The sequence below is a fragment of the Streptomyces sp. NBC_01276 genome, from assembly GCF_041435355.1.
GTDB lineage: Bacteria > Actinomycetota > Actinomycetes > Streptomycetales > Streptomycetaceae > Streptomyces.
Genome location: NZ_CP108442.1, coordinates 3872881 through 3887389 on the forward strand (window position 1 = coordinate 3872881; position 14509 = coordinate 3887389).

The following is a 14509-nucleotide window of genomic DNA, read 5'->3' on the forward strand; positions in this document are numbered from 1 at the left end:
GCGTGAGTGGAGCCACGGGCGCCGGACCGGCCAAGACTGGAGCGAACGGTGCCCGTGGCCCCGCCGCGGACTCCCAGGGGGGACAGGGGGCAACGGTGACGGACACCCGAGGACCGGAGCCGGAGCCGGCACCGGCCGCGCAGGCGCAGGCACAGGCGCAGGCGCAGGCGAAGTCGAAGGCGAACGGCAAGCAGAAGGCCGCCGCGGGCCAGGAGCGGGGCGCGCAGCCGTACCAGCCCCCGCAGGCCTACGCGGCCCCCAAGGGCCCCGGCGCGCAGCGGGGACCGAGTCCGGTCGCCCGGACGACGCCGAGGACGCGCAAGGCGCGGCTGCGGGTGGCCAAGGCCGACCCGTGGTCGGTGATGAAGGTCAGCTTCCTGCTGTCGATCGCGCTGGGCGTGTGCACCGTCGTCGCGGCGGCGGTGCTGTGGATGGTCATGGACGCCATGGGCATCTTCTCGACCGTCGGCGGCACGATCAGCGAGGCGACCGGTTCCAACGAGAGCAACGGGTTCGACCTCCAGTCGTTCCTGTCGCTGCCGCGCGTGCTGATCTTCACCTCGGTGATCGCGGTGATCGACGTGGTGCTGATGACGGCCCTGGCGACGCTGGGTTCGTTCATCTACAACCTGTCGGCGGGCTTCGTGGGCGGCGTGGAGCTCACGCTCGCCGAGGACGAATGACCTGCGCGGACGCCCCGTAGAGCGCGATTTTGGCTCGACCGCGTCTGTGCGCTAATCTTCAGGAGTCAGCGCGCAGCGCGGATGGGGCTATAGCTCAGTTGGTTAGAGCGCATCCCTGATAAGGATGAGGCCACAGGTTCAAATCCTGTTAGCCCCACAGTGTCGAAGACCCCCAGGCCCATGGCCTGGGGGTCTTTGTCGTTGGGCCATGTGAGGGGTTGCCAGGTAACCGATCGGTATCGGCCGGTGTGTATTGTTGGCCGCCAGAAGTCCCCTACGTCAACGAAAGACGAGGTCGCGCGGTGAAGAAGCTGCTCCTGGTCGCACTGGCCGCCATCGGCGGGCTCCTCGTGTACCGCCAGATCCAGGCGGACCGCGCCGAGCAGGACCTGTGGACGGAGGCAACCGACTCCGTGCCCTCTGGTTCCGGCGTGTGAGACCCGCTTGATTCCATGAAGCCCCGGCTGCCGCTGCTGCCGGGGCTTCGTGCTGTTCTGTGCCGAGAAATTCCGTTCTGCAACGATTTCGCTTGCATTGGCAAAAATCGGGATGGCGTGGGGTGGACGTGAACGTGCGGGTGCGTCGCGGACGCGGGGCGGGCGCGGTCGTGCGCCTCGGGCTGGCCGCGGCCCTGGTGGCGCTCTGGCTGCCGGGGGCCGCCCGCGCGGAGACCGGGCCCTCCCCGGCCCCGGCCCCGCCGCCGCGCTACCGGGCGGCCGAGGGGGCCCGGCGGGTGGAGGGCAGGCCCTCCACGGCGGACGCCCCGCTGCTGGAGACCGGCGTGGTCTACGAGGACACCGTGGCCCCGGGCGAACGGGTGTACCGGCTCGGTCTCGACGGCGCCTCCACCGTGTACGTCTCCGCGGTGCTGCGCCCGCCCGCGGGGAGCAGGGTCGGGTACTCCGACGGGGTCGAGGTCGAGGTCATGACCAACGCCGGCCGCGCCTGCCCGTACAACCCGGGCCGCGCCTCCTTCGGCCTCGACCCGGTCCCGCTCGCGGCGGCGGGCCAGCGGCGGCTGGAGGAGGACTCCGAGTGCCAGGCCCCGGGGACGTACTACGCGAAGGTCACCCGGTCGGCGGCGAAGGACTCCGACCGGGCGGCCTGGCCGGTGGAGCTCCTCGTCCTGCGCGAACCGGCCCCGGCCGCGGGCGGCGCCCCGGTCTCCCCGCCCCCGGTGCTGCCCTCCCCCTCCCCTGTCCTGCCGGGCACGGACCCGGTCCCGCGGACCGGAGGGACCGGCTTCAACGACGCGCGGGCCCTGGGCTCCGGAGTGTGGCGCGACGAACTGAGGCCCGGCCAGACGCGGTTCTACCGGGTGCCGCTGGACTGGGGGCAGCGGCTGGCGGTCGGCGCCGAGATCGCGAAGGCCCGGATGACCCGGCCGTACGGCTCCGCCTCCGACGGGCTCACCGTCTCGCTGTACGCGCCCTACCGGGGGCTCGTGGACTCCGGGGACACCTCCTACGACGGGAAGCAGGCCGCCGTGACCCTGCCGGGGACGGTGCCGGTGGCGTACGCGAACCGCTTCTCCGACAAGGCGGAGGTCCGGCCGCTGCGGGTGGCCGGCTGGTACTACGTCGCCGTCACCCTGGGCGGGAAGGTGGGGGAGTTCACCGAGGACGCCTCGCCCGTGCCGCTGACCCTACGGGTGGACGTGGGCGGCGTCCGGGCCGCGGAGCCCGCGTACCGGGAGGGGCTGGCGGCGGCGGGCTTCGGGGTCGGCGCCGCCGAGCGGGCCGCCGCGAAGGAGGGGCTCACCGTCCCCGAGGCCGCCGCGCGGGAGGAGGACCGCTCCCTGATGCGGACCGTGGCGGGCGCCGGCTTCGGGACGGGCACGCTGCTGCTGCTCGGGCTCGGCGGCTGGCTCCTGCTGGCCCGGCGCCGCCTCCACGACGGGGCCTAGAAGCGGGTCGACGCCCAGGCGCCGACCGCGAAGCACAGGAGCGCCGCCGAGAGGATCGCGGCGGTGGCCCCGGCGGGGGGCGGGGGGACCCGGCGGCGCGCGGGCGCCACGGGCGTCGGGGCCGGCGTCGGAGCCGGTGCCGGTGCCGGCTCCGCGGGCGCGGGGGAGGACGGGGGCGCGAGGTGGAAACCGTCCGTCTCCTCGGGGCCGTAGCCGGGCGGCGGCGGCCCGAAGGCACCGGCGTCGGCACCGGCGGCGGGTGGCCCGTGCGAGGCCCTCGGGGAGGGCGGGGGAGCGGACTCCGCGGAGGGCGCGGACGCGGCCGCGGAGCGTCGCTCCGAGGGGCCTGCGGGGCCGAAACCGGCGGGGAGCGGACCGAGTTGGTCGAACACCTCCACCGGATCCTCGTCCGGGTCGGGTGACGGTAGCAGCCGGGCGGCCTCGGCAAGGGCCTTGCGCGCCCCTGTGGCGGTCCGGAACCGCCTCCGGGGGTCCGGGTGCAGGAGGTTCGCGATCACGTCCCACAGGGGCGCGGGGACGCCCTCCGGGGCTCCGGGGGCGCCCTGGGCGGCGAACTGCCCCGCCAGCGCGAGGGAATCGGGCTTGCGGCCCTGCAGCAGGTAGAGCGCGACGAGTCCCGCCGCGAAGAGGTCGACGGGGAAGTCGGGCTCGGCGCCCGTCAGTTGCTCGGGGGCGAGGTAACCCGGGGTGCCGACGACCAGATCGGTCCCGGTGAGCCGCGGCTCGCCCTTGCGCATCGAGATGCCGAAGTCGGACAGCCGCAGGTGCGGCCGCCCGGTTCCGGTGGCCTCCAGCAGGATGTTGGCCGGTTTGACGTCGCGGTGGACGACGCCCTCCGCGTGCACCGCCGCCAGCCCCGCCAGGAGCTGGTCGAGCAGCGTGCACACGAACCGGGGCGGCAGGGCCCCGTAGTCACCGATCAGGTGGGCGAGGGAGCCGCCGGCGACGAGGTCCATGGTGAACAGGACCTTGTCGTCGTCCGCCGCCCAGCTGGCCGGGGCCAGCACGTGCGGGTGGTCGATGCGCAGGGCCTGCTCGCGCACGAAGCGCAGCAGGGTGTGGGCGTCGCCGTGCAGGAGGACCTTGGCGGCCACGTACCGGCGGCGGCGGTGGTCCCAGGCCCGCCAGACGGCGCCCGCGCCGCCGCGCCCGATCGGGTCGGCCAGTTCGTACCGGCCGGCGAAGACCTCACCCATCGCTGCGCCCGTCCCCCGTCCCCCGTCCCCCGTCACGCGTGCGCGTCAGTTCTGGTGGGCCTCGTAGTGGGCCACCGCCTCCGCGGTGCGGCCCGCGCCGTAGACCCGGAGGAACTCTGCCAGTTCCGGATGGCTGGGTGCGAGGGAATCCGCCGCGTCGATGATGTCCCCGGCGGCGGAGACCGATCGCAGCAGCGACTGGATCTCCCGGACGACCCGCTTGACCGTGGGCGCGCCCGAACCCGTCGTCGTCTGACCGCTGTTGCTGAGGACGGAGCCTCCCTGGGTGTTCTTGATCTCGTCCATCCGGTCGGTCGCCTCGGCCGCGCTGACGCTTCCGTCCGCAACCTGTCCGGCGAGGTCCTGGAGGGCCTGGACCCGCTGGACCACGGCCGGATTACCGATCTTGGCGCGCTGCCCGCTCATCAGCTGGGACAGCATCGGCGCCGACAGCCCGAGGACGGCAGCGAGGCGGGCCTGGTTCAGACCGAGGTCATCTATGAGCCGTCGGAACAGCGCGCCGAGCGGCTCCCCGTACCAACTGCGCTGCAGCTCCCTGGCTCTGGCCGTGGCCTCTTGCTGTACTGCGTCCACTCTGACTACTCCCCTTCGCTGGTGCGAACCTCGCGAGCATCTTACGGAGCGTGGTCGCGGGGCGGGAGTCCCTATCATTTTGCGGGATGCGGGGGTACACCGGGTACTCTGTGCTGCGGAACGGCCGCCGCCTCACGGGGTACGGTCGCGTCCGGTTGCTCGGGGCCTTAGCTCAGTTGGTAGAGCGCTGCCTTTGCAAGGCAGATGTCAGGAGTTCGAATCTCCTAGGCTCCACATTCAAAGACCCCCTGACCAGCGGAAACGCCGGTCAGGGGGTCTTTTGCGTTACGGGCCTCAGGGGGTGCGGGGACGGCGCAGGAGGGTGGCCGTCACCGCGCCGGCGGTCAGCAGGAGGGCGGCGCCGAGGGCGAAGGCGAGGTGGTGGCCGCCCGTGAGCGATTCGGCCGGGGTGCGGCCGGCCGCGGTCAGGGACCCGGTGCGGGAAGCGGCCAGGGTGGAGAGGACGGCGACGCCGAGGGCCATGCCGATCTGCTGGGTGGTGTTGAAGAGGCCCGACGCCAAGCCGGCGTCCCGCTCGTCGGCGCCGGACATCCCCAGGGCGGTGAGCGCGGGCAGGGCCAGGCCGAAGCCGGACGCCAGCAGCATGACGGGCAGCAGGTCGGTGACGTAGTCCGCGTGCACCGGCAGCCGGGTCAGCAGGCCGAGGCCGACGGTCAGCAGCCCGAGCCCCGCGAGGAGCACGGCGCGCTCGCCGAAGCGGGCGTTCAGGCGGGCCGAGACGCCGAGCGAGACCGCGCCGATGGAGAGGGCGGCGGGCAGCATCGCGAGACCGGTCTCCGCGGCCCCGTAGCCCTGGACGCGCTGGAGGTGCAGGGCGAGCAGGATCTGGAAGGAGAACAGCGCGGCCACCATCAGCATCTGGACCAGGTTCGCGCCGACCACGGTGCGGGAGCGCAGGATCCGCAGCGGCATCAGGGGGACGCGGGCCTTGGCCTGGCGCACGGTGAAGGCGGTGAGCAGGGCCAGGGAGAGGCCGCCGAGGCCGAGGGTGTGCGCGGAGGTCCAGCCGTACGTCTCGACGGTGACGACGGCGTAGATGCCGGTCATCAGTCCGGCGGTGACCAGGACCGCGCCGAGGGCGTCGGCTCCGGCGCGCAGGCCGAGGCCGCGGTCGGAGGGCAGCGCGGGGAGGGCGGCGAGCAGGGCGGCGATGCCGATGGGCAGGTTGATGAAGAAGATCCAGTGCCAGTCCAGGGCGTCGGTGAGGACCCCGCCCAGCACCTGGCCCAGGGAGGCGCCGGCTGCTCCGGTGAAGGAGAAGACGGCGATCGCCCGGGTGCGGTCGCGGGTTCCGGTGAAGAGGGTGACCAGGATCCCGAGGCTGACGGACGAGGCCATCGCGCTGCCCACGCCCTGGAGGAAGCGGGCGGCGATCAGCAGGGCGGGCGATCCGGCGAGGCCGGCGAGGAGCGAGGCGGCCGTGAAGACGGCGGTGCCCGCCAGGAACATCCGCTTGCGGCCGATCAGATCGCCGAGGCGGCCGGCGAGGAGCAGCAGGCTGCCGAAGGCGATCAGGTAGGCGTTGACCACCCAGCTGAGGCCGGCGGGGGTGAAGCCGAGGTCGTTCTGGATGGCCGGCATGGCCACGGTGACGATGCTGCCGTCGAGGACGGTCATGAGCATGCCTGTGGAGAGCACGGCGAGGGCGGTCCAGCGGGAGCGGAGCCGGGGTGCCCGGGGTGCGGGGGTCGGGGTGGGCGCGGGGGCCTGGAGCGTGGCGGGCATCGGTTTCTCCGGTCGCGGTGAGGCGGCAGGTCGTCGTATCCGGCGACTGGTGAGACCGTAGCAGATGGTTTTGTTGCAGACTATATTTCTCGGATCGAATTGTTAGGCTGAGGTCATGACCGCCATGGCGCCCAACGCGCGGACCGAGCCCGACCTGTCCTTCCTCCTGGACCACACCAGCCACGTCCTGCGCACCCGCATGGCCGCGGCCCTCGGGGAGATCGGGCTGACGGCCCGTATGCACTGCGTCCTCGTGCACGCCCTGGAGGAGGAACGCACCCAGATCCAGCTCGCCGAGATCGGTGACATGGACAAGACGACGATGGTGGTGACCGTCGATGCCTTGGAGAAGGCCGGCCTGGCCGAGCGGCGGCCCTCGAGCACGGACCGCAGGGCCCGGATCATCGCCGTGACCCCGAAGGGCGCCGAGGTCGCCGCCGAGAGCACCCGGATCGTCGACCGGGTGCACGCCGAGGCCCTGGCCCCGCTCCCCCCGGCCGGGCGCGAAGTTCTCCTGCGCACGCTGAGGCTGCTCGCCGAGGACGCCCTCGCGACCCCCTCGGAGACCCCCCGCCCGGCTCGCCGGGCCCGCCAGTAAGCGCCCGGGGCATCCCGCGCGGGCGGCCCCGGGACGCCTCCGGACGTCCCCCGGACGGCCCCGTCACTGGGCCATTCGGCCCCGGGTGGCGGACAGTGGGGAGAGGCATCGAGCCCAGGGGGCAACACCACGCCGGAGGATTGCGCACATGGGACTCTTCGACTTCCTGAAGTCCGACAAGAACAAGGAACAAGAGGCCGCCGCGAAGGCGAAGGAGCAGGCGGAGCAGCAGGCCGCGGCGGGGTCCGCGTCCGGCGGCATGGGCGGCAAGTACACCGACGCCGCGGCGGCCCCGAAGGCGGCCGCCGAGCGGACGGCCGCGGCCGCGCCGCCCAAGCCCCCGACGTCCGGTTCGGCCATGCCCAGCCCCACGTCGGCCGCGCACAAGGCGGTACCGGTGGCACCGAAGCCGCCCCTGGCGGGCCCGCCCGGGCCGCCCGTGGCTGCCGCGCCCCGGACGCCCCCGGTGCCGCCGCCCCCGGCGTCCGGTCCGGCCATGCCCAGCCCCACCTCGGCCGCGCACAAGGCGGTACCCGTCTCGCCCAAGCCGGCGTCGACCGCCAAGAAGCGCATGTACACGGTCAAGCCGGGCGATTCGCTCTCGGCGATCGCCCGCCGCGAGCTCGGCAACGAGGCCCGGTGGCGGGAGCTCTACGCCATGAACAGGACCGTCGTCGGCCCGAACCCCGACATGATCCTGCCGGGCATGCTGCTCACCCTCCCCCAGTAGCCGGACGGCCGTGGCGGCAGGACGCGGAAGGGGCCCGGATCCAGGTGGTGGATCCGGGCCCCTTCCGCGTGCCGGGCCGGTGCCGTCAGTGCCGTCAGCGCCGCCGTCTGCCGTCAGCGCCGCTCGTCGCCGTCGGAGCCGGTCGAGCCGGTCGAGCCGTTCGAGCCCGCCTGGGCCTCGCGCTCCTTCTCCAGCAGTTCGTCGTCGAAGCTGGCGGCTTCGGTGTCGCGGGAGAGCTCGGTGGCCGCCGGGGGCTCCACGAGCCAGTCCGGGTTCGACTGCCGGTCCCACCACTTCCACACCACGAAGGCGGCGCCCGCCACGAGGCCGACGAGCGCGACCCCGCGCAGCGTCCGGTGGCAGCGCGCCCGGCGCCGGTTGCGCCGGACCAGCCGGTGCACCTCCTTGGCCGACACCTGACCCCGCAGCGCGGCCAGCGCCGCCGTCGAGCGGGCCGCGGCCTCCTCGGCGACCGGCGTGGCCGCCGCCACGGCGCTCTCGAAACGGGGCTGCGTGTAGTCGGCGGCCTGGCGCGCCGCGCGGCGCGTCTGCTCGATCGCCTGGACCGCCGCCCGGTCGACGGGGGGCGGTACGTGGGCGCGCGCCGCCACCATGCGGGGATGCAGGTGGGTGTCGTAGGCCGTGCGCGCGTGGAGCGAGGCCTGGCCGGCCGCGTACGAGACCTTCGGCGCCAGCCGCTCGTTCGCCTCGTGCGCGTAGTGCACGGCGGCGTCCCTCGCGGTCTCTGCGTACGGCGCCACCACTTCCGCTGCGTGCCTCACGGTGTCCTTGGCGCTCTCGGCGGCCAGGCGCACGCTGTCCTTGCGGGTCACGGGATCCTCCTCCTCGGTGGCGGACACGGTTCACCTTTCCACCCTTTGTCGGATCATGCCTGCCATAGCGCCGCCGGGCATGCGTGACAGGGCATACGGGTGGAGGATTTCTGTGCGCTGCCCTCCGTGGGAGGATCGGGACCGACAGTGATGACTATGGAAGGCAGACCCGTGGCCGAGAAGCTCTACGCCACCCTGAAGACCAACCACGGCGACATCGAGATCGAGCTGCTGGAGAACTTCGCGCCCAAGACCGTCCGCAACTTCGTGGAGCTGGCCACGGGCGCCCGTGAGTGGACCCGTCCCACCGACGGCCAGAAGACCACCGCTCCGCTCTACGACGGCACCGTCTTCCACCGCGTCATCAGCGGATTCATGATCCAGGGCGGCGACCCGCTCGGCAACGGAACCGGGGGGCCTGGCTACCGGTTCGCCGACGAGTTCCACCCCGACCTGGCCTTCACCAAGCCCTACCTGCTCGCGATGGCCAACGCCGGCCCGGGCACCAACGGCTCGCAGTTCTTCATCACGGTCGCGCCCACCGCCTGGCTGACCCGCAAGCACACCATCTTCGGCGAGGTGACCGACCCCGCCAGCCAGAAGGTCGTGGACAAGATCGCGGCGGGCGCCACCAACCCGCGCACCGAGCGCCCCGTGGACGACGTGATCATTCAGTCGGTCATCGTGGAGAAGCGCTGACCACGGAGAGGCGCTGACCCCTCCCGTCGGCCGGCGCGGTCCGCGCGGCCCCGGGAACCTTTGCGCCCCGCCCGTCCGTCCTGGTTGTGTACCCGGACCGGCGGGGCACCTCCCGCGCCGGCCGCGCCGCCGATCGAGGGGACCGATGGACACCGACCGTCTGCCGGGCTGCTACCGCCACCCGGACCGCGACACGGGCATCACCTGCACCCGCTGCGACCGCCCGGTCTGCCCCGAGTGCAGGGTGAGCGCCGCGGTCGGCTTCCAGTGCGTGGAGTGCGTCCGCGGGGGGTCCGGCACCGGGCACGCCCCCGCGGCGAATGCCCCGCGCACCCTCGCGGGCGGCCGGGTCGCGGCCGATCCCCAGCTCGTCACCAAGATCCTGATCGGGATCAACGTGGCCGTCCTCCTGGCCACGTACGCCGTACCGGGACTGGCGGTCCAGCTGGAGCTGCTCGGCCGCTACGTCGAGTACTACGGGGCCCCGCTGGAGGGGATCTCCACGGGCCAGTACCACCGGCTGCTGACCTCGGTGTTCCTGCACGTCGAGTGGTGGCACATCTTCAGCAACATGCTGGCCCTGTGGGTGATCGGCGGCCCGCTGGAGGCAGCCCTGGGGCGGGCCCGCTACCTCGCCCTCTACCTGCTGTCGGGGCTGGGCGGCAGCGCCCTCGTCTACCTGCTGACCGCGCCGAACACGCCGACCCTCGGCGCCTCGGGCGCCATCTGCGGGCTCCTCGGCGCCACCGTGGTCCTCGCCCGCCGAATGCGCTACGAGATGCGGCCGGTGCTGATCACGCTCGGGCTGATGCTCCTGATCACCTTCGTGCCGCTGGGCGGCAGCCTGTCGGTGTCCTGGCAGGCGCACATCGGCGGCCTGGTGACCGGCGCACTGGTGGCGCTGGGCATGCTGGCTCCCGCCACCGGCAGGAAGCGCATACTGGTACAGGCGGTCACCTGCGCGGCTGTGTTCCTGGTGGCCGTGGCGCTGGTCATGGTCCGGACGGCCGAACTCACCTGATCACACCGGCGTCAACTCTCCACAGAGTTATCCACAGATCTTCTGTCTTTTCCTCAGGTGTGGATGACGCTGTGGATAACTCCTGGGGAGAGCTTGCGCCGCGGCTCTATCCGCGCATTACTTCCACTGCGTGGAGACACCGAATCCGGCAGCGATAAATCCGAAACCGACCACGATGTTCCAATTGCCCAGGGCCTCGACGGGCAGCTGGGTGTCGGTCACGTAGAAGACGACGATCCACGCGAGACCGATGAGGAAGAACGCCAGCATGACCGGGGCGACCCAGCTGCGGTTCGTCAGCCTGATCGTCTGCGCCTGCTTCGCCGGCGGCGGCGTGTAGTCGTCCTTCTTGCGGATACGTGACTTCGGCACGAGGGGCTCTCCTGTCGATGGGCTGGGGACCTGGCCTGCCCCGGGCGTCCGTTAGCGTAGTGGACCTGTGGCGTTGAAGGAGAAGGGTACGTTGAGCGAATCCGACGACTCCTCCGCGGGTCCCCGTCGCCGGACCGGGGTGGCCCGGCTGCTGACGGCCGCCGTCTTCGCCTTGGCAGGCCTCATCTTCGTCACCAGTTTCAACACGTCCAAGGGTACGAACATCCGGACGGACGCATCACTGCTGAAGCTGTCCGACCTCATCCACGAGCGCAGCGCCAACAACGCCGAGCTGGAGAAGACCGCCGCGCTCGCGCGCGACCGGGTGGACGCCCTCGCCGAACGCGATGACGGCAGCACCAAGGCCGAGGACGCCAAGCTGGCCGCCCTGCGCACCGCCGCGGGCACCGAGGAGCTCTCCGGCAAGGGCCTGAGCGTCACCCTCAACGACGCGCCGCCGAACGCCACCGCGCGTGTCCCGGGCGTCCCCGAGCCCCAGCCCAACGACCTGGTCATCCACCAGCAGGACCTCCAGGCCGTGGTGAACGCCCTGTGGCAGGGCGGCGCCGAGGGCATCGAGGTCATGGGCCAGCGGCTGATCTCCACCAGCGCGGTGCGTTGCGTGGGCAACACCCTGATCCTCCAGGGCCGGGTCTACTCGCCCCCGTACAAGGTGTCGGCCGTCGGCGACCCGGGCGCGTTGCGCAAGGCCCTCGCGGCCTCCCCCGCCCTGCAGAACTACCAGCTGTACGTCAACGCGTACGGGCTCGGCTGGAAAGTGGACGAGGACAAGAGGCTGACACTGCCGGGGTACTCCGGCACAGTGGACCTCCACTATGCGAAGCCGCTGGAGTCCGCCGCGCCCTGACGTCGTACTGCGCCTGGTGGTACGGACGTTCAGCGAGGTGTGCCTGACGGCGGGGACGCTGATCGTGCTGTTCGTGGCCTACGTGCTGCTGTGGACCGGGGTCAAGGCCGACCGGGCCATGGAGGGCGAACGGGACCGGCTGCGCGAGCGCTGGGCGGCCGGGGCCCCCGCGGCCGCCCCGGCCCCGCGGCCCTCCGAGGCACCCCCGCAGCAGGCCGCGAAGCCGCGGCCCCGGCCCGCCGGGCAGGCCTTCGCCGAGATGTACGTGCCCCGCTTCGGCCCGGACTGGAGCAAGCCGGTGCTGGAGGGCACGGACCCCGGCGTGCTGAAGAAGGGCCTCGGCCACTACCCGGGCACGGCCGGCCCCGGGGACGACGGCAACTTCGCCGTGGCCGGGCACCGGCGCACCTACGGAGACCCCTTCAAGGACGTCCCGGAGCTCCGTCCGGGCGACGAGGTGATCGTCCGCGACGCCACCCACCGGTACACGTACACCGTCCGCTCCGCACCGCTGCGCACCCTGCCCACCGAGGTCGCGGTCGTCGACCCGGTGCCCGCGCGGTCCCCCTTCACCGCCGCGGGCAAATACCTGACGCTGACCACCTGCGATCCCGAATGGGGCCACAGCCACCGGCTGGTCGTCTGGGCGGAACTCACCGGAACCGGGCCCGCCGCGCCCGGCGGAGCGGAGGGATTGCCCAGGTGACCCCCAACGGCGGGGTCCGGGCCTTTAGGCTGTTGCGGTACCGCCCCCGCGGTGCGTGGAACGATCGTGGACGACGAAGGAAACAGACGGAATGTACGGCTGGATCTGGCGGCACCTGCCGGGCAACGCGTGGGTTCGCGCGCTGATCTCTCTCGTACTGATCCTGGCGGTGGTTTTCGTACTGTTCCAGTACGTATTCCCGTGGGCCGAGCCGCTGCTTCCGTTCAACGACGTGACGGTGGACGAGGGATCGGGAGCGACTCCGTGAGCGCGCGCATTCTGGTTGTCGACAATTACGACAGCTTTGTCTTCAATCTGGTCCAGTACCTCTATCAGCTCGGCGCCGAATGCGAGGTGCTGCGCAACGACGAGGTCGAGCTCGCACACGCGCAGGACGGCTTCGACGGCGTGCTGCTCTCGCCGGGGCCGGGCACGCCGGAGGAGGCGGGCGTCTGCGTCGACATGGTCCGGCACTGCGCGGACACGGGCGTCCCGGTCTTCGGCGTCTGCCTCGGCATGCAGTCCATGGCCGTCGCCTACGGCGGCGTGGTGGGCCGGGCCCCCGAGCTGCTGCACGGCAAGACCTCGCCGGTGGTCCACGAGGGCCTCGGCGTCTTCGCCGGACTGCCGTCGCCCTTCACCGCCACCCGGTACCACTCGCTGGCCGCCGAACCGATGACCCTGCCGGACGCGCTGGAGGTCACCGCGCGGACCGAGGACGGGATCATCATGGGCCTGCGGCACCGGGAGCACGACGTCGAGGGCGTGCAGTTCCACCCCGAGTCGGTACTGACCGAGTGGGGCCACCGGATGCTCGCGAACTGGCTCGTACGCTGCGGGGACGCCGGAGCGGTCGAGCGGTCGGTGGGGCTGGCCCCGGTGGTGGGCAAGGCCGTCGCGTGACGACGGTCGCGCCGTCCGCGCCCGCCGAGGGCCGGGCCGCGCGGCGCAAGGCGGACCGGGAGGCCGCGAAGCGCTCGCACGCGCGGGCACGCAGACGGGGAGGGCGGGGACGGCGGCGCGCCCGCCCCCGCTCCGGCGGCCCGGTGGTGGTACTGAGCCGGGCGGCCGGTGAGCTGTTCATCACGGTGGGCCTGGTGATGCTGCTGTTCGTGACCTACCAGCTCTGGTACACCAACCTGCTCGCCGAACGGACGGCCAACGGGGCCGCCGGCTCGCTGCGGCACACCTGGGAGCAGGCCCCGGGAGCGGGGACCCCCTCGGCGCCGCCGGTGGCGGCCTTCGAGCCCGGACAGGGCTTCGCGATCCTCCACATCCCCAAGCTGGACCTCAAGGTCCCGGTGGCGGAGGGGATCAGCAAGGCGAAGGTGCTGGACCGGGGCATGGTCGGCCACTACGGCGAGGGCGTGCTCAAGACGGCCATGCCAGCCGACAAGCAGGGCAACTTCGCCGTCGCAGGCCACCGCAACACCCACGGTGAACCGTTCCGCTACATCAACAAGCTCGTGCCGGGTGACCCGATCGTGGTGGAGACGAGGGACGCGTACTACACGTACGAGATGACCTCGGTGCTCCCGCAGACCTCCCCGGCGAACGTCTCGGTGATCAAGCCGGTCCCGGAGGGATCCGGATTCACCGCACCGGGCCGGTACATCACGCTGACCACCTGCACCCCCGAGTTCACGAGCACCTACCGGATGATCGTATGGGGCAGGATGATCGACGAACGCCCGCGCAGCCAGGGCGTTCCGCCCGCGCTGACCAGCCCGTAAGGACGAACCCGCAGTGTCTCGTGCCCGCCGCCGCTCCGCACCGCCGCCTGCCGACCGCAGTGTGACCGCAGGGTTCCTGAGCCTGCTGGGAGAGCTCCTGATCACGGTGGGCCTGGTCCTGGGCCTGTTCGTGGCCTACTCGCTGTGGTGGACCAACGTCCTCGCGGACCGGCAGGCCTCGGCCCGGGGCGACCAGGTCCGCCGGCAGTGGCAGTCGGCCCCCGCGCAGGCCCCGAACGCGCCCGCCCAGCCGGGCGCCCTCGACACCGGGGACGGCATCGGCTTCCTGCACGTGCCGTCGATGGACAACGGCGAGGTGCTGGTCAAGCCGGGCACCGCCCCCGACGTGCTCAACGACGGTGTCGCCGGCTACTACACGGATCCGGTGAAGTCGGCCCTGCCCTGGGACGACAAGGGCAACTTCGCGCTCGCCGCGCACCGTGACGGGCACGGGGCGAAGTTCCACAACATCGACAAGGTGAAGGACGGCGACGCGGTCGTCTTCGAGACCCGGGACACCTGGTACGTCTACAAGGTCTTCGCCGAGCTGCGCCAGACCTCGAAGTACAACGTGGACGTGATCAACCCGGTCCCGAAGGAATCGGGGAAGACCGCTCCGGGCCGGTACATCACGCTGACGACCTGCACCCCGGTCTACACCTCGAAGTACCGCTACATCGTCTGGGGCGAGCTGGTGCGCACGGAGAAGGTGGACGAGAAGCGCACGCCGCCGGCGGAGCTGCGCTGACCGGGGGGATCCGCGTCCCCTGTGCGAAACGGGAACAGGCCCGGCCCCCCATCGG

The 14509-nt window shown here is 72.3% G+C and carries 17 protein-coding genes, 2 tRNA genes and 1 pseudogene; 15 read left to right on the forward strand and 5 right to left on the reverse strand.

All coding sequences use genetic code 11. The features are described 5' to 3' along the window. Positions 1–2 precede the first annotated feature (2 nt). From OG295_RS17095 to OG295_RS17110, 4 genes are all read left to right on the forward strand, one after another. Positions 3–683, forward strand: coding sequence for a DUF3566 domain-containing protein (locus OG295_RS17095; RefSeq protein WP_371677642.1), 681 nt, complete (start codon positions 3–5; stop codon positions 681–683). Between the two features lie 83 nt (positions 684–766). After that, positions 767–840, forward strand: a tRNA-Ile gene (locus OG295_RS17100). Between the two features lie 145 nt (positions 841–985). Next, positions 986–1120 (forward strand): DLW-39 family protein, encoded by a 135-nt coding sequence (locus tag OG295_RS17105; RefSeq protein ID WP_208809277.1) that lies wholly within the window; start codon positions 986–988, stop codon positions 1118–1120. A gap of 122 nt (positions 1121–1242) precedes the next feature. Continuing rightward, positions 1243–2589 (forward strand): hypothetical protein, encoded by a 1347-nt coding sequence (locus OG295_RS17110; RefSeq protein WP_371677643.1) that lies wholly within the window; start codon positions 1243–1245, stop codon positions 2587–2589. Here OG295_RS17110 and OG295_RS17115 read toward each other — a convergent pair. Then, a complete protein-coding gene (locus tag OG295_RS17115) occupies positions 2586–3806 on the reverse strand; it encodes a serine/threonine-protein kinase (protein WP_371677644.1) in 1221 nt (406 codons plus the stop codon). The genes OG295_RS17110 and OG295_RS17115 overlap by 4 nt on opposite strands. A 45-nt stretch (positions 3807–3851) precedes the next feature. Next, positions 3852–4400, reverse strand: a complete 549-nt coding sequence (locus OG295_RS17120; protein ID WP_266840297.1) for a DNA-binding protein — start codon at positions 4398–4400, stop codon at positions 3852–3854. Between the two features lie 161 nt (positions 4401–4561). Here OG295_RS17120 and OG295_RS17125 point away from each other — a divergent pair. After that, positions 4562–4634 (forward strand) — tRNA-Ala (locus OG295_RS17125). A 60-nt stretch (positions 4635–4694) separates the two neighbouring features. Here OG295_RS17125 and OG295_RS17130 read toward each other — a convergent pair. Next, positions 4695–6146, reverse strand: coding sequence for an MFS transporter (locus tag OG295_RS17130; RefSeq protein WP_371677645.1), 1452 nt, complete (start codon positions 6144–6146; stop codon positions 4695–4697). Between the two features lie 115 nt (positions 6147–6261). On the opposite strand from OG295_RS17130, the gene OG295_RS17135 reads away from it, so the two are divergent. Further along, complete coding sequence (locus tag OG295_RS17135; protein WP_371677646.1) at positions 6262–6744, forward strand: MarR family winged helix-turn-helix transcriptional regulator; 483 nt, start codon at positions 6262–6264, stop codon at positions 6742–6744. 148 nt (positions 6745–6892) lie between these two features. After that, entirely contained in the window at positions 6893–7474 is a 582-nt protein-coding gene (locus OG295_RS17140; RefSeq protein ID WP_371677647.1) for a LysM peptidoglycan-binding domain-containing protein, read from the forward strand. 113 nt (positions 7475–7587) lie between these two features. Here the strand turns inward: OG295_RS17140 and OG295_RS17145 are convergent, their stop codons facing one another. Further along, positions 7588–8307: a DUF5324 family protein gene (locus OG295_RS17145; protein ID WP_371681218.1), complete on the reverse strand. Its 720-nt coding sequence runs from the start codon at positions 8305–8307 to the stop codon at positions 7588–7590. 171 nt (positions 8308–8478) lie between these two features. Between OG295_RS17145 and OG295_RS17150 the strand changes: the two genes are divergently transcribed. Both OG295_RS17150 and OG295_RS17155 read left to right on the forward strand, forming a co-directional pair. After that, on the forward strand, positions 8479–9006 hold the full coding sequence (locus OG295_RS17150) for a peptidylprolyl isomerase (protein ID WP_371681219.1): 528 nt from the start codon (positions 8479–8481) through the stop codon (positions 9004–9006). A 145-nt stretch (positions 9007–9151) separates the two neighbouring features. Beyond that, a complete protein-coding gene (locus OG295_RS17155) occupies positions 9152–10027 on the forward strand; it encodes a rhomboid family intramembrane serine protease (protein WP_371677648.1) in 876 nt (291 codons plus the stop codon). Between the two features lie 117 nt (positions 10028–10144). Here the strand turns inward: OG295_RS17155 and crgA are convergent, their stop codons facing one another. After that, on the reverse strand, positions 10145–10399 hold the full coding sequence (gene crgA / locus OG295_RS17160; protein WP_030225155.1) for a cell division protein CrgA: 255 nt from the start codon (positions 10397–10399) through the stop codon (positions 10145–10147). Between the two features lie 91 nt (positions 10400–10490). Here crgA and OG295_RS17165 point away from each other — a divergent pair, with 91 nt between their 5' ends. The 6 genes and pseudogenes from OG295_RS17165 (at position 10491) to OG295_RS17190 (ending at position 14454) form a co-directional block, all read left to right on the forward strand. Beyond that, positions 10491–11267, forward strand: coding sequence for a DUF881 domain-containing protein (locus OG295_RS17165; RefSeq protein WP_371677649.1), 777 nt, complete (start codon positions 10491–10493; stop codon positions 11265–11267). Continuing rightward, complete coding sequence (locus OG295_RS17170; protein ID WP_371677650.1) at positions 11236–11973, forward strand: class E sortase; 738 nt, start codon at positions 11236–11238, stop codon at positions 11971–11973. The genes OG295_RS17165 and OG295_RS17170 overlap by 32 nt, the downstream gene beginning before the upstream one ends. Positions 11974–12064: 91 nt before the next feature. Then, positions 12065–12241 (forward strand): hypothetical protein, encoded by a 177-nt coding sequence (locus OG295_RS17175; RefSeq protein WP_030225149.1) that lies wholly within the window; start codon positions 12065–12067, stop codon positions 12239–12241. After that, on the forward strand, positions 12238–12876 hold the full coding sequence (locus OG295_RS17180; RefSeq protein ID WP_371677651.1) for an aminodeoxychorismate/anthranilate synthase component II: 639 nt from the start codon (positions 12238–12240) through the stop codon (positions 12874–12876). The genes OG295_RS17175 and OG295_RS17180 overlap by 4 nt, the downstream gene beginning before the upstream one ends. A 146-nt stretch (positions 12877–13022) precedes the next feature. Continuing rightward, positions 13023–13706: pseudogene (locus OG295_RS17185) on the forward strand (class E sortase); the annotation flags it as partial. Positions 13707–13719: 13 nt separating this feature from the next. After that, positions 13720–14454, forward strand: coding sequence for a class E sortase (locus OG295_RS17190; protein ID WP_371677652.1), 735 nt, complete (start codon positions 13720–13722; stop codon positions 14452–14454). Positions 14455–14509 lie beyond the last annotated feature (55 nt).

Coding starts and splice junctions, on each gene's coding strand:
- OG295_RS17115 (WP_371677644.1), bottom strand. CDS start 3,806: ATGGGTGAGGTCTTCGCCGGCCGGTACGAACTGGCCGACCCGATCGGG.
- OG295_RS17130 (WP_371677645.1), bottom strand. CDS start 6,146: ATGCCCGCCACGCTCCAGGCCCCCGCGCCCACCCCGACCCCCGCACCC.
- OG295_RS17135 (WP_371677646.1), top strand. CDS start 6,262: ATGACCGCCATGGCGCCCAACGCGCGGACCGAGCCCGACCTGTCCTTC.
- OG295_RS17140 (WP_371677647.1), top strand. CDS start 6,893: ATGGGACTCTTCGACTTCCTGAAGTCCGACAAGAACAAGGAACAAGAG.
- OG295_RS17155 (WP_371677648.1), top strand. CDS start 9,152: ATGGACACCGACCGTCTGCCGGGCTGCTACCGCCACCCGGACCGCGAC.
- OG295_RS17170 (WP_371677650.1), top strand. CDS start 11,236: ATGCGAAGCCGCTGGAGTCCGCCGCGCCCTGACGTCGTACTGCGCCTG.
- OG295_RS17175 (WP_030225149.1), top strand. CDS start 12,065: ATGTACGGCTGGATCTGGCGGCACCTGCCGGGCAACGCGTGGGTTCGC.